This window comes from Lysobacter sp. yr284, assembly GCF_900107375.1.
GTDB lineage: Bacteria > Pseudomonadota > Gammaproteobacteria > Xanthomonadales > Xanthomonadaceae > Lysobacter.
Genome location: NZ_FNPT01000001.1, coordinates 95,212 through 108,458, shown reverse-complemented (window position 1 = coordinate 108,458; position 13,247 = coordinate 95,212). Strand labels below are relative to the sequence as shown.

9 protein-coding genes are annotated in these 13,247 nt (G+C 72.3%); all 9 read left to right on the top strand.

Annotated features, from left to right (window positions below):
• The first annotated feature begins 517 nt into the window (after positions 1-517).
• The 9 genes from BLV01_RS00345 (at position 518) to BLV01_RS00305 (ending at position 13,165) form a co-directional block, all read left to right on the top strand.
• Complete coding sequence (locus BLV01_RS00345) at positions 518-2,146, top strand: TldD/PmbA family protein (protein ID WP_175485717.1); 1,629 nt, start codon at positions 518-520, stop codon at positions 2,144-2,146.
• An 18-nt stretch (positions 2,147-2,164) separates the two neighbouring features.
• On the top strand, positions 2,165-3,499 hold the full coding sequence (locus BLV01_RS00340; protein WP_091793025.1) for a TldD/PmbA family protein: 1,335 nt from the start codon (positions 2,165-2,167) through the stop codon (positions 3,497-3,499).
• 81 nt (positions 3,500-3,580) lie between these two features.
• Positions 3,581-5,206 (top strand): TldD/PmbA family protein, encoded by a 1,626-nt coding sequence (locus tag BLV01_RS00335; RefSeq protein WP_175485716.1) that lies wholly within the window; start codon positions 3,581-3,583, stop codon positions 5,204-5,206.
• Between the two features lie 68 nt (positions 5,207-5,274).
• Positions 5,275-5,949 carry a DUF4159 domain-containing protein gene (locus BLV01_RS00330; RefSeq protein ID WP_091794553.1) on the top strand — a complete coding sequence of 225 codons (675 nt, stop codon included), beginning with the start codon at positions 5,275-5,277 and terminating at the stop codon, positions 5,947-5,949.
• Between the two features lie 43 nt (positions 5,950-5,992).
• Positions 5,993-6,997 (top strand): AAA family ATPase, encoded by a 1,005-nt coding sequence (locus tag BLV01_RS00325; RefSeq protein WP_091793023.1) that lies wholly within the window; start codon positions 5,993-5,995, stop codon positions 6,995-6,997.
• 66 nt (positions 6,998-7,063) lie between these two features.
• Positions 7,064-7,957: a DUF58 domain-containing protein gene (locus tag BLV01_RS00320; protein ID WP_091793021.1), complete on the top strand. Its 894-nt coding sequence runs from the start codon at positions 7,064-7,066 to the stop codon at positions 7,955-7,957.
• The gene (locus BLV01_RS00315) at positions 7,954-9,111 is read left to right on the top strand and encodes a BatA domain-containing protein (RefSeq protein WP_091793019.1); all 1,158 of its coding nucleotides are present in this window, start codon (positions 7,954-7,956) and stop codon (positions 9,109-9,111) included. The genes BLV01_RS00320 and BLV01_RS00315 overlap by 4 nt, the downstream gene beginning before the upstream one ends.
• Positions 9,108-11,279 carry a hypothetical protein gene (locus BLV01_RS00310; RefSeq protein WP_091793017.1) on the top strand — a complete coding sequence of 724 codons (2,172 nt, stop codon included), beginning with the start codon at positions 9,108-9,110 and terminating at the stop codon, positions 11,277-11,279. Before BLV01_RS00315 ends, BLV01_RS00310 begins: the two co-directional genes overlap by 4 nt.
• Positions 11,276-13,165 carry a hypothetical protein gene (locus BLV01_RS00305; RefSeq protein ID WP_091793015.1) on the top strand — a complete coding sequence of 630 codons (1,890 nt, stop codon included), beginning with the start codon at positions 11,276-11,278 and terminating at the stop codon, positions 13,163-13,165. Before BLV01_RS00310 ends, BLV01_RS00305 begins: the two co-directional genes overlap by 4 nt.
• The last annotated feature ends 82 nt before the right edge of the window (positions 13,166-13,247 follow it).

Here is a 13,247-nt window from a genome sequence, read left to right as displayed (position 1 = left end):
GCCTTCAGGCCCGATGCCTTGGTCCGGCCGCGCTGCGGGCAGCGGGCGGGCCGGGCGGCAAGCGTCGGGGCGCAAGCCCCTCGCACACGCGCCAAGAGCATCGCCCGGTTGCAGGAGCGCTGTTGCGGCACGGTCTTCAGGTCCGATGCCTTTCGGTCCGCCGCACTGCGGTTACAGATGAGTCGAGCCGAAAGCGTCGCGGCCGCCGCTCCTGTCAGCGCAAACGCAAAGCGCAAGCGGCCGCGCCGAAGTTCTTAGTTTTCGGCGTTCGCGGCCAGGCGTTTTGCCGAATCTGTCCGCACGATCGCGCCCGTATGTCGAAAGTCATGGGCGGCGCCGCGAATCGCCGAATCGGCCTGCACGTCCCGCGAAATCCGGCGAAAACCTCGCGCTCGCCGGTGCCCGGCCATGCCGCTGTGCACTTGACGCCCAACTACGACGCTGCGCACATTCCGGCGGGGTTCATTCACTCATGCCCCGGCGCGCGGCGCGGGGCCATTCAGGGCAGGACGATCACGTGGACAGACGCAATTTCCTCAGCATGTCGGGGCTGGGCATCGCCGGGCTCATGATTCCCTTCGGCAATGTCATCGCCGCCGAAGACCTGTTGGCGCCGCTGGACGTGGCCAAGAAGAAGGCTTGGGCCGATGCCGCCCTGAACGCGGCGCGCGGCGCCGGCGCGAGCTACTGCGACGTGCGCATCGGCCGTTACCTGCGCCAGTTCGTGATCACCCGCGAGGACAAGGTCCAGAACGTGGTCAACGTGGAGTCCAGCGGCATCGGCATCCGCGTGCTGGTCGACGGCGCCTGGGGCTTCGCCGCGACCAACCAGTTCGGCACCGACGGCGCGGCCAAGGCCGCGCAGCAGGCCGCGGCCATCGCCCGCGCCAATGCGAAGGTGATCACCGCCAAGGTCCAACTGGCCAAGGCCCCGGGCGTGGGCGAGGTCAGCTGGAAGACGCCGATCCGCAAGAACGCGATGGAAGTGCCGCTCAAGGACAAGGCCGAACTGCTGCTGGGGGTCAACGCCGCGGCGATCGGCGCCGGCGCCAACTTCGTCAACTCGATGCTGTTCCTGGTCAACGAGCAGAAGTATTTCGCCTCCACCGACGGCAGCTACATCGACCAGGACGTGCACCGGATCTGGGCGCCGATGACGATCACCGCCATCGACAAGGCCAGCGGCAAGTTCCGCACCCGCCAAGGCTTGTCCTCGCCGCGCGGCATGGGCTACGAGTACCTCGACGGCGCCGCCTCGGGCAAGACCGTGCTGCCGTGCGGCGCCACCGTCTACGGCGATTCCTACGACATGCGCGAGGACGCGGTCGCCGCGGCCAAGCAGGCGCGGCAGAAGCTGACCGCGCCGTCGGTCAAGCCGGGCAAGTACGACCTGGTGCTCGACCCCTCGCACACCTGGCTGACCATCCACGAATCCATCGGCCATCCGCTCGAACTCGACCGCGTGCTCGGCTACGAAGCCAACTACGCCGGCACCAGCTTCGCCACCCTGGACAAGCGCGAGAGCGGCTTCAAGTACGGCAGCGACAAGGTCAACGTGTTCGCCGACAAGACCCAGGTCGGCAGCCTCGGCGCGGTGGGCTTCGACGACGAAGGCGTCAAGACCAAGCGCTGGGACCTGATCAAGAACGGCGTGCTGGTCGATTACCAGACCATCCGCGATCAGGCCCACATCCTGGGCAAGACCGAATCCGACGGCTGCTGCTACGCCGACTCGTGGTCGAGCGTGCAGTTCCAGCGCATGGCCAACGTGTCGCTGGCGCCGGGCAAGGACGCGCTCAGCGTCGCCGACCTGGTCAAGGACGTGGAGAACGGCATCTACATCGTCGGCGACGGCTCGTTCTCGATCGACCAGCAGCGCTACAACGCCCAGTTCGGCGGCCAGCTGTTCTATGAGATCAAGAACGGCAAGGTCACCGGCATGCTCGAGGACGTGGCCTACCAGATCCGCACGCCGGAGTTCTGGAATTCCTGCGCCGCGGTCTGCGACGACAAGGACTACCGCCTGGGCGGTTCGTTCTTCGACGGCAAGGGCCAGCCGGGCCAGGTCTCGGCGGTCTCGCACGGTTCCAGTACGGCGCGGTTCAACGGCGTCAATGTCATCAACACCGCCCGCAAGCTCGGCTGACCGGGGCAGGAGAACACTATGAGCATCTTCACCGAAGCCCAGTCCAAGGCGATCCTGGACAAGGTCATGGCGCTGTCGAAGGCCGACGAGACCAGCGCGCGGCTGACCGGATCGATCGACGGCAACATCCGTTTCGCCCTCAACAACATCTCCACCAGCGGCGTGGTCAGCGACGTCGACCTGGCCGTGCAGGTGTCCTTCGGCAAGCGCGTGGGCGTGGCCACCATCAACGAGTTCGACGACGCCGCGCTCGAACGCGTGGTCCGCCGCGCCGAGGACCTGGCCAAGCTGGCTCCGGAAAACCCGGAGTTCATGCCGATCATCGACAAGCAGACCTACAAGCCCAGCCCGACGTTCTCCGCCTCGACCGCGGCGATCGACCCGGAGTTCCGGGCCAAGGTCGCCGCCGACTCGATCGCGCCGTGCCGCGAGGCCAAGCTGACCGCCGCCGGCTTCCTCGAGGACGGCCAGAGCTTCGTCGCCTTCGCCAACAGCAAGGGCAACTTCGGCTACCAGACCGCGACCAACTTCAACTACACCTGCACCGTGCGCACCGACGACGGCCGCGGCTCGGGCTGGGTCGGCCGCGACCTGACCGACGCCGACGCGTTCAAGGCCGACGCCGACATCCGCATCGCCATGCGCAAGGCCACCGAATCGGCCGAGGCCAAGGCGCTGGAACCGGGCAAGTACACGGTGATCCTGGAGCCGCACGCGGCGGCCGGGCTGATCTCGTTCATGATGAACTTCTTCGACGCGCGCCAGGCCGACGAAGGCCGCAGCTTCCTTTCCAAGAAGGGCGGCGGCAACAAGCTCGGCGAACAGGTCTACGACCCGCGGGTGAACTTCCTCGCCGATCCCTGGGACCCGCGCGCGCCGGTGATGCCGTGGGACGAAGAAGGCCTGCCGCGCGAGAAGATGCCGATCGTCGAGAACGGCAAGGTGGTGGCGCTGGACTATTCGCGCTACTGGGCGCAAAAGCAGGGCAAGCGCGCGGTCGGCAAGCCGGGCAACCTGCTGATGTCCGGCGGCGACAAGACCACCGCCGAACTGGTCAAGGGCACCCAGAAGGGCATCCTGGTCACCCGCACCTGGTACATCCGCATGGTCGATCCGCAGACCGTGCTGCTGACCGGGCTGACCCGCGACGGCACCTTCTACATCGAGAACGGGCAGATCAAATACCCGATCAAGAACTTCCGCTTCAACGAGTCGCCGGTGATCATGCTCAACAACATCGAGGAGCTCGGCCGGCCGGTGCGCGTGGCCGGCGACGAATCCGACTCGGTGATGATGATCCCGCCGATGAAGCTGCGCGATTTCACCTTCACCTCGCTGTCCGACGCGGTCTGACCGCAGCGCGGGCGGCGCGCCCGGCGACGGGCGCGCCGTGCCGCGGCAACGCAGCGCCGCAACACCGCAAGAGGCCACACCGTGCAACGACGCGACTTCCTCGGCTCCGCCGGCCTCGGCCTGGCTGGTCTGATGCTCCCCTTCGGCCGCAGCGTCGCCGCCGAAGCCCTGCTGGAACCGGCCGATCCGGCGCTGCGCAAGCGCCTGGCCGACACCGCCCTGGCCGCCGCGCGCGAAGGCGGCGCGCAGTACTGCGACGTGCGCGTGGGCCGCTACCTGCGCCAGTCGGTGCTGACCCGCGAGGCGCAGGTGCGCAACATCGTCAACGCCGAATCGGTCGGCGTCGGCGTGCGGGTGCTGCGCGACGGCGCCTGGGGCTTCGCCGCGACCTCGCAGACCACCGTCGATGCGGTGGCCGCGGCGACGAAGCAGGCGCTGGCCGTCGCCCGCGCCAACGCCCGCGCGCAGACGCGCAAGGTCGAGCTGGCGCCGGTGCAGGGCGTGGGCGAAGTGCGCTGGGCCACGCCGGTGCGCAAGAACGCGATGGCGGTGCCGATCCAGGACAAGGTCGCGCTGCTGATGGCGGTCAACGCCGCCGCGCTCAAGAACGGCGCCGACTTCGTCCAGTCCAACCTGTTCGCGATCAACGAACAGAAGTATTTCGCCTCCACCGACGGCAGCTACATCGACCAGGACGTGCATCGCATCTGGCTGCCGCTGACCGCGACCGCGGTCGACAAGGCCAGCGGCAAGTTCCGCACCCGCGACGGGCTGTCGGCGCCGATGGGCATGGGCTACGAGTACCTCGACGCCGATCCGGCCGGCAAGTTCGCCCTGCCGGGCGGGCTGACCGGCTACGGCCGCAGCTACGACGTGATGGAGGACGCCGCCGCCGCCGCGCGCCACGCCCGCGCCAAGCTCAAGGCGCCGTCGGTGAAGCCGGGCAAGTACGACCTGGTGATCGATCCGTCCAACCTGTTCCTGACCATCCACGAGAACGTCGGCCATCCGCTCGAACTCGACCGCGTGCTCGGCTACGAAGCCAACTACGCCGGCACCAGCTTCGCCACCCTGGACAAGCGCGAGGCCGGCTACAAGTACGGCAGCGAGCGGGTCAACTTCGTCGCCGACAAGACCCGTCCGGGCAGCCTGGGCGCGGTCGGTTTCGACGACGAAGGGGTGAAGACGCGCGAATGGGACCTGGTCCGCGACGGCGTGCTGGTCGATTACCAGGCCACCCGCGACGAGGCGCACATCCTCGGCCACAAGCAGTCGCACGGCTGCAGCTATGCCGATTCGTGGTCGAGCGTGCAGTTCCAGCGCATGCCCAACGTCTCGCTGCGGCCCGGCAAGGACACGCTCAGCGTCGCCGAGATGGTCAAGGGCGTCGAACGCGGGCTGTACATCCACGGCCGCGGCTCGTATTCGATCGACCAGCAGCGCTACAACGCCCAGTTCGGCGGCCAGCTGTTCTTCGAGATCAAGAACGGCGAGGTGGCCGGGATGGTCGGCGACGCGGCCTACCAGATCCGCACGCCGGAGTTCTGGGCCTCGTGCTCGGCGATCTGCGACGAACGCGACTTCCGCCTCGGCGGCTCGTTCTTCGACGGCAAGGGCCAGCCCAGCCAGGTCTCGGCGGTCTCGCACGGCGCGGCCACCGCGCGCTTCGACGGGGTCAACGTGATCAACACGGCGCGGGCGCTGTAGCCGATGCGCCCGGCGACGGCCGCCGGCGCGGGCGCTGCGCGGTGAACCGCGCGCAGTTCCTGCGGTTGATGATCGGCGCCGCGGCCGGCGCCGCGCTCGCCCGCGCGCCGCTGGCGCGCGCGGCGGCCGACTACGATTTCTGGTTCACCCGGCTCAAGTACGACTCCGGCGACTGGGACGTGGACCAGCGCATGCCGGCCAACCTGATCACCTCGCTGATCGACTACACCCATCTGCGGGTGGACCCGAAGGAGCACGTGCTGGCGCTGGCCGACCCGAAGATGCTGGCCGCGCCGTTCTGCTACCTGGCCGGGCACAAGCTGGTCGAGTTCAACCCCGACGAGCGGCGCAACTTCGAGCGCTACGTGCGCAACGGCGGCTTCGTCTTCGTCGACGACTGCAACCACGACATCGACGGCTTGTTCGCCAAGTCGTTCGAGGCGCAGATGGCGAAGATCTTCGGCGCCAAGGCGCTGAAGAAACTGCCGAACAAGCACCCGATCTACCGCAGCTTCTTCGTCTTCGACGGGCCGCCGGCGACCGGGTTCGAGCTCAACGGCTGGGGCGACGATCTGGTCCACGACTACCTCAAGGGCATCGAGATCGATGGGCGGCTGGGCGTGCTGTACAGCAACAAGGATTACGGCTGCGAGTGGGACTACGACTGGCGCAACAAGCGCTTCCTGGCCGAGGACAACACCAAGTTCGGGGTCAACATCGTGATGTATGCGTTGAATGCGTGATCCGGGGTTCGGGATCTTGAAAACGGCGAGTTCGGGAGCGGCGATGAGCAGCGATGGCAAGAGCGGCGACGAGGCGGAACTGCAGGCGCAACTGGCGCGGCTGGGCGCGTTGCGCGCGGCGATCGGGCAGGCCATCGTCGGCCAGGACGAGGTGGTGGAGCAGTTGCTGATCGGCCTGCTCGCCGGCGGCCACTGTTTGCTGGAGGGCGTGCCGGGGCTCGGCAAGACCTTGCTGGTGCGCTCGCTCGGGCAGGCGCTGGAACTGCAGTTCCGGCGGATCCAGTTCACCCCCGACCTGATGCCGAGCGACATCCTGGGCACCGAGTTGCTGGAAGAGGACCCTGGCACCGGCCATCGGCATCTGCGTTTCCAGCCGGGGCCGGTGTTCACCAGTTTGCTGCTGGCCGACGAGCTCAACCGCACCCCGCCCAAGACCCAGGCGGCGCTGCTGGAGGCGATGCAGGAGCGCACGGTGAGCTACGCCGGCACCACCCATGCGCTGCCGGCGCCGTTCTTCGTGCTGGCGACCCAGAACCCGCTCGAGCAGGCCGGCACCTATCCGCTGCCGGAGGCCCAGCTCGACCGCTTCCTGCTGCATATCCGGGTCGGCTATCCGAGCGAACAGGAAGAACACGACATCCTGCAGCAGACCACCGGCAGCGGCAGCGCGCAGGTGCCCAAGGTGATGGACGCGCAGGCGGTGCTGGCGTTGCAGGCGCGGGTGCGCGAGGTGCACCTGGGCGAGGACGTGCTGCGCTGGATCACCCGGCTGGTGCGCGCCAGCCGGCCCGCGGCCGATGCGCTGGCCGAGGTGCGGCAGTGGGTGAAGTGGGGCGCCGGCCCGCGCGCGGGGCAGTCGCTGGTGCTCGCGGCCAAGGCGCGCGCGCTGCTGCACGGGCGTTTCGCGGCGACCCGCGAGGACGTGATCGCGCTGGCCGCGCCGGTGATGCGCCATCGCCTGCTGCTGTCGTTCGCGGCCGAGGCCGAGGGCAAGGGCGCGGACGATGTGATCGCGGCGCTGCTGCGCGGCGTGCCGTTGCCGGGTTGAGCGGGGCGATGCCAGCGTGTGCCTGCGCGTACGAGCCGGCGCGATCGACGCGGTCCGGAGCGGGCCGTGGCTGATTTGATTCCTGCCGATGTGCGCGCGCGCCTGCGCAGCTTGCGCCTGGTCTCGCGCCGCGCGGTCGGCGCGCACGGCATCGGCGCGCACAGCAGCCGCAGCCGCGGCGCCGGGCTGGAGTTCGCCCAATACCGCGCCTACGAGCCCGGCGACGAACTGCGCCAGATCGACTGGAAACTCTACGCGCGCTCGGACCGTTTCTTCGTGCGCGAAGCCGAGCGCGAAAGCCCGCTGGCGGCCTGGTTGCTGCTGGATGCGAGCGCGTCGATGGACCAGCGCGACAGTGCGCGCCCGGACTACTCGCGCCTGGACGCGGCCAAGGCCATCGCCGCCTGCATCGCCGAACTGGCGCTGCGCCAGAACGACCGCTTCGGCCTGATGGCGCTGCGCGAGGACGGCCTGCGCCTGCTGCCGCCGGCCACCGGCGCGCGCCAGCGCGACCGCTTGCTGCTGGAACTGCACGGCCTGCGGGCGCACGGCGCCTGGCCGGCGCCGGCGCTGCTGCGGCCGCTGTGGGAACGCATCGGCGCCGGCGACCTGGTGCTGATGCTCGGCGACGGCCTCGACGAGGGCGCGCTGGCGGTGGCCGAGCAGCTGGCCGCGGCGCGGCGCGAAGTGCTCAGCGTGCGCATCCTCACCGCCGAGGAGCGCGATTTCCCGTTCCGCGGCGGCCACCGTTTCCGCGATCCGGAAACCGGCGAGGAACTGCTCGGCGACGGCGCCGCGTTGCGGCGCGAGTTCATCGAGCGCTTCGGCGCGGCGCGGCGCGCGGCCGACGCGCGCCTGGACGCCGCCGGCGTCCGCCACGCCGAACACGTCCTCGACGAGCCGGTCGACCTGCCGCTGCGGCACCTGTTCGGCGCGCGCGACGCGACGGTGGGCGCATGAGCGCGGCGCTGCTGCTGCCGCTGGCCCTGGCCGCGCTGGCGGCGCTGGCGTTGCCGTTGTTGATCCACCTGGCCCGGCGCAGCGAGCAGCGGCCGACCGTGTTCGCCGCGCTGCGCTGGCTGCGCGAACGCCCGCGTCCGCGCAGCCGGATCCGTTTCGACGAATGGCCGCTGCTGGCGCTGCGCCTGCTGTTGCTGGCGGCGGTGGCGCTGTTGCTGGCGCGGCCGGTGCTGTACGGCGCGCAGCCGCGCGAGGGCTGGCTGGCGGTGATGCCCGGGCTCGACCCGGCGCGGGCCGGCGCGGGCCTGGACAACGCGCGGTTGCAGCGGCGCTGGCTGGCGCCGGGATTTCCCGATGTCCGCGAGCCGGCGCCGGCGCCGGCGGCGAACGCGGCCAGCCTGCTGCGCGAACTCGACGCGCGGTTGCCGCCCGGGGTGGCGGTGACCGTGGCGGTGCCGGCGCAGTTCGACGGCGCCGATGGCGCGCGCCTGCGCCTGTCGCGGCCGCTGCAGTGGCGCGTCGTCGAGGGCGCCGTCGCGGCGCCGGCGGCGGCGCGCGAAGCCGCGCTGGCGCCGCCGCCGATCCGCTACGCGCCCGAGCGCGCGCAAGCCGCGGCGTACCTGCGCGCCGCCGTCGCCGCCTGGGACGGACACGGCGCGAACGTCGATGCCGCGCCGGCCGCGCAAGCGTTCGATCCGGCCGCGGCCTCGCTGATCTGGCTGGTGCCCGGCCCGGTGCCGGCGACGGTGCGCGACTGGGTCGCGCACGGCGGGCGGGTCTTGCTCGACCAACAAGCGGCCTGGCCCGAGGCCGGGTTCGATGCCGCGCTGTGGCGCGACCCACAAGGCCGGGCGCGGGCGCAAGGCGCGCGGGTCGGTCGCGGCCAGGCGTTGCGCTTGACCGGCGCGGTCGAACCGCGCGCGTGGCCGGCGCTGTTGCAGCCGGGGTTCGCCACGGGCCTGCGCGAGCTGTTCGCGGATGCGCCGCCGGCGCCGGCGCGGGTAGCGGCGCGCGACTACGCGCCGGCCGGCGGCGCGGCGGGCTTCGCGCCGCCGCCGCTGGACCTGCGGCCGTGGCTGGCGCTGCTGGTCGCCGCGCTGTTCCTGCTGGAACGGCTGCTGGCGACGCGCACGCGCCGCGGGCCGGCGCCATGAGCGCGGCGCAACGCATCGGCGAGTGGCACGCGCGGGCGCGGCGCAGCCGCGCGGCGTACTTGGCCTGCGTCTGCGGCGTGTGGCTGCTGCCGCTAGTGGCGCTGGTCGCGCGTTTTTACGGTGCGGCGCCTGCGTGGATCGCGTTCGCGCTGGGCGCCGCCGCGGTGGCCTGGCGCGCCTGGCGCGGCGCGAAGGCGCTGGATCGTGCCTGGCTGCGGCGCCGGCTGGATTCGCTGCGCGCCGACATGGACGACAGCGCCGATTTGTTGTTCGCCGACGAATCCGCGCTCGGCGGATTGCAGCGCCTGCAGCGTTCGCGCCTGCAGCGACGCATCGAGACCGCGCCGGCTTCGGACCTGCGCCTGGGGTGGAACCGGCGAGCGCTGGCGATCGCTGCGGTCTGCGCGCTGGCGCTGGCCGCCGCCGCTGTGCTGTGGCCGCCGTCGCGAGCGCAGGCGCCCGCGCCGGCCCTGGCGCCGTCGCCGCCGATCGCCGCCGCGCCCGGCCAGCCGCGCCTCGTCGCGCAGGCCTTGCGCATCGAACCACCGGCCTATACCGGCATGCCGGCGCGCGAGGAACCCAGCCTGGAAGGGCGCGTCGCCGAAGGCGCGCGGCTGCGCTGGCGCCTGCGCTTCCAGCCGCAGCCGGCGCAGGCCGCGCTGGTGTTCCACGACGGCGAACGCCTGCCGTTGCGGCGCGACGGCGAGGACTGGAGCGCGCAGCGCACGCTGGCGAAGTCCGCGCTGTACCGGATCGACGCCAGCGGCGCGCCGCCGGCGCAGGCGCGGCGGCTGTATCGGCTCGACGCGGTGCCCGACCGTCCGCCGCAGCTGCGCGTGCTGCAGCCCGAGCGCGGCCTGACCCTGCTGGCGCCGGGACAGAAGGCGTGGCCGCTGGCGTTCGAGGCCAGCGACGACTACGGCGTCGCGGCGACGGCGCGGCTGCGCATCACCCTGGTCCAGGGCAGCGGCGAACAGATCACCTTCCGCGAACGCAGCCTCGACCTGCGCGGCAGCGGCGGCGTCCGCGCGAAACGGTTCGTCCATCGCCTCGACCTGGCCGCGCTCGGCTACGCGGTCGGCGACGACCTGATCGTGCAGCTGAGCGTCGCCGACAACCGCGCGCCGCAGGCGCAGACCGCGCTGAGCCCGAGCCTGATCCTGCGCTGGCCGGCCGACGCCGGCAGCGAGGCCACCGGTATCGAGGGCATGGTCAAGACCGTGCTGCCGGCGTACTTCCGCAGCCAGCGCCAGATCATCATCGACGCCGAAGCGCTGATCGCGCGCAAGCGCCAGTTCGACGACGCAACTTTCGTCAAGAAATCCGATGCCATCGGCGTCGACCAGCGCCTGCTGCGGCTGCGCTACGGCCAGTTCCTCGGCGAGGAGGCCGAGGGCGAGCCCAAGCTGCCGACCAGCGACAGCGAGGACGATGGCGAGCATGGCCACGACGGCGAGGCGGGCGCCGGCCATGAGGCGCCCCCACCGGCGGCGCACGACGACCACGACCACGGCGCGGCCGCGGCCAAGCCGACGTTCGGCGAGGAAGGCGCGGTGCTTGAGGAGTTCGGCCACACCCACGACCATGCCGAGGCCGCGACCTTGCTCGATCCGCAGACCCGCAAATTGTTGAAGGCGGCGCTGGACCAGATGTGGCAGTCCGAACTGCACCTGCGCCAGGGCCAGCCGCAGCGCGCGTTGCCGTTCGCGTACAAGGCGCTGGGCTTCATCAAGCAGGTGCAGCAGGCCAGCCGCATCTACCTGGCGCGGGTCGGCCCGGAACTGCCGCCGATCGACGAGAGCCGGCGCCTGGGCGGCGATCGCGCGGGACTGGCGCGGCGCGAGGATGCGCTCGCGCCGGCGACCGCGGCCGATCCGCTGCCGGCGCGGCTGTGGCGCGAACTGGACGCGCCGGCGTCGCAGCCGGTCGATTACGCCGCGCTGGAACGCTGGCTCGGCGCCAACAGCGGGCGGGTGGACGATCCGTTGGCGTTCGCCGCCGCGCTGTCGGCGCTGCGCGACCGCCCCGAGTGCGGCGAATGCCGCGCCCGCCTGCGCGGCCTGCTGTGGCCGCTGCTGCAGCGGCCGGCGTCGGCGGTGCGCGCGCGCGACGCGGGCGATGCGCGCGACCGCCGCTATTTCGACGGCCTGCCCCGGGAGGCGCGATGAGCGCGCTGTTCGCAGGCGGTCTGCTGTCGGTGGAGGCGGCGGTCGCGCTGCTGCTTGCGCTCGCGGCGGTGCTGGCGATGGCGCGCACGCTGTGGCGGCAGCGCCGCGCCGAACCGGCGGCGCGCGCGCGCGGCTGGCGGATCGCGGCGCTGGTGCTGGCGCAGCCGCTGTTGGCCGGATTGCTGTACGCCGCGTTGTTGCCGCCGCGCCTGCCGGGGCAGGCCGGCAGCCTGGTCGTCGCCACCGCCGGCGCCACCGATGCGGCCCTGGACGCGGCCTCCGGCGATGCGCGCGTGCGCCTGCCGGAGGCGCCGCGCAGCCAGGCCGGCGAGCGGGTGCCGGATTTGGCCGGCGCCTTGCGTCGCTATCCGCACAGCCAGCGCGTGCGCGTGGTCGGCGCCGGGCTGGTCCCGCGCGACCGCGACGCGGTGCGCGGCTACGCGCTGGACTTCGCCGCTGCGCCATTGCCGCGCGGCATCGTCGGGGTGTGGACGCCGGCGCGGATCGGCGAGGGCGAAGCCTTCCTCGTGCACGGCCGCGCGCACGGCCTGGACGGCGGCGCGGTGGAACTGCTCGATCCGGCCGGCCAGCGCATCGACCGCGCCGTGCCCGATGCCGACGGCGGTTTCGCGCTGGACGCGGTGGCGCGCGTCGCCGGCCGCGCCGGCTTCGCCCTGCGCGCGCTCGATGCGCAGCAGCGCCCGGTCGAGCGCCTGGCGCTGCCGCTGTCGGTCGAGGCCGAACCGCCGCCGCGCGTGCTGCTGCTGGCCGGCGCGCCCGGGCCGGAGCTCAAGTACCTGCGGCGCTGGGCCAGCGATGCCGGGATCAAGTTGCACACCCAGCTCGCGGTCGGTGCGGGCCTGCAGCTCGGCGACGCGCCGGTGCGCATCGACGCGGCGACCCTGGCCGGTTTCGACGCGCTGATCCTCGACGAACGCGCCTGGGACGCGCTCGCGCCGGCCCAGCGCGGCGCGGTGGCGACGGCGCTGCGCGACGGCCTGGGCGTGCTGGTGCGGGTCACCGGCCCGTTGTCGCCGGGCCTGCGCGCGCAGTTGCGTGGCCTCGGCTTGGACCCCGGCGTCGGCGGCGACAGCGCGCCGTTGCGGTTGCCGGCGCAGCGCTACGACGAAGCCGCCCTGCGCGCGCGTCTGGGGCCGGGCAGCGCCGACGCGCCGCAGCCGCGCGAACAGGCGCCGCCGGCGTTGCCGGTATTGACCCGGCGGGTGTTGGCGCTGGACGCGCCGGCGCTGCAGCCGCTGGGCCGCGATGCCGACGGCCGCGCCTTCGCCGCCTGGCGCGCGGCGGGGCAGGGGCGCATCGCGCTGTGGGGCCTGGGCGACAGCTTCCGCCTGGTCCTGGCCGGGCGCGAAGACGCGCACGCGCAATTGTGGAGCCGGGCGTTGTCGGCGCTGGTGCGGCCGCGCAGCGCCGCACGCGCGCGCATCGACGGCAGCCTGCGCGTCGGCGAGCGCGTGCGCGTGTGCGGCCCCGTCGCGCAAGCGCAGGTGGCCGCGCCCGACGGCGCGCGGACCTCGTTGCAGCCGGACCCGGCTGCGGGGCCGCAGGCCTGCGCCGGTTTCTGGCCGACACACGCCGGCTGGCATTCGCTCGTTCAAGGCGGGCGACAGCAGGACTTCTACGTACGCGCGCTCGACGAAGCGCCGGGACTGCGCGCGAACGAATTGCGCGAGGCGACCCTGGCGCTGGCGTTGCGCTCGCAGCCGGCCGCCGGCGACGCCACTGCGGCGCCGACGAGCGGCGAGCGCGGCTCTTCGTGGCCGTGGTTCGCCGCGTGGCTGGCGCTGTGCGCCGCGCTGTGGTGGTTCGAACGCTCGCGCCTGGGGCGGCCTTCAGGCGCGACCTCTTCCGATGATGCGTTGCGATGAAAGCCTGTGGCGAACTGAGTGGACAGCGTCGGGGCTGAAGCCCCTCCCACAACAGCCGTCGCGCTGCGAGCGAGCCGCTGCG

What these genes read in the sequence shown, in the direction of transcription:
- BLV01_RS00340 (WP_091793025.1), top strand. Translation starts at nt 2,165, where the DNA reads ATGAGCATCTTCACCGAAGCCCAGTCCAAGGCGATCCTGGACAAGGTC.
- BLV01_RS00330 (WP_091794553.1), top strand. Translation starts at nt 5,275, where the DNA reads ATGATCGGCGCCGCGGCCGGCGCCGCGCTCGCCCGCGCGCCGCTGGCG.
- BLV01_RS00325 (WP_091793023.1), top strand. Translation starts at nt 5,993, where the DNA reads ATGAGCAGCGATGGCAAGAGCGGCGACGAGGCGGAACTGCAGGCGCAA.
- BLV01_RS00310 (WP_091793017.1), top strand. Translation starts at nt 9,108, where the DNA reads ATGAGCGCGGCGCAACGCATCGGCGAGTGGCACGCGCGGGCGCGGCGC.
- BLV01_RS00315 (WP_091793019.1), top strand. Translation starts at nt 7,954, where the DNA reads ATGAGCGCGGCGCTGCTGCTGCCGCTGGCCCTGGCCGCGCTGGCGGCG.
- BLV01_RS00305 (WP_091793015.1), top strand. Translation starts at nt 11,276, where the DNA reads ATGAGCGCGCTGTTCGCAGGCGGTCTGCTGTCGGTGGAGGCGGCGGTC.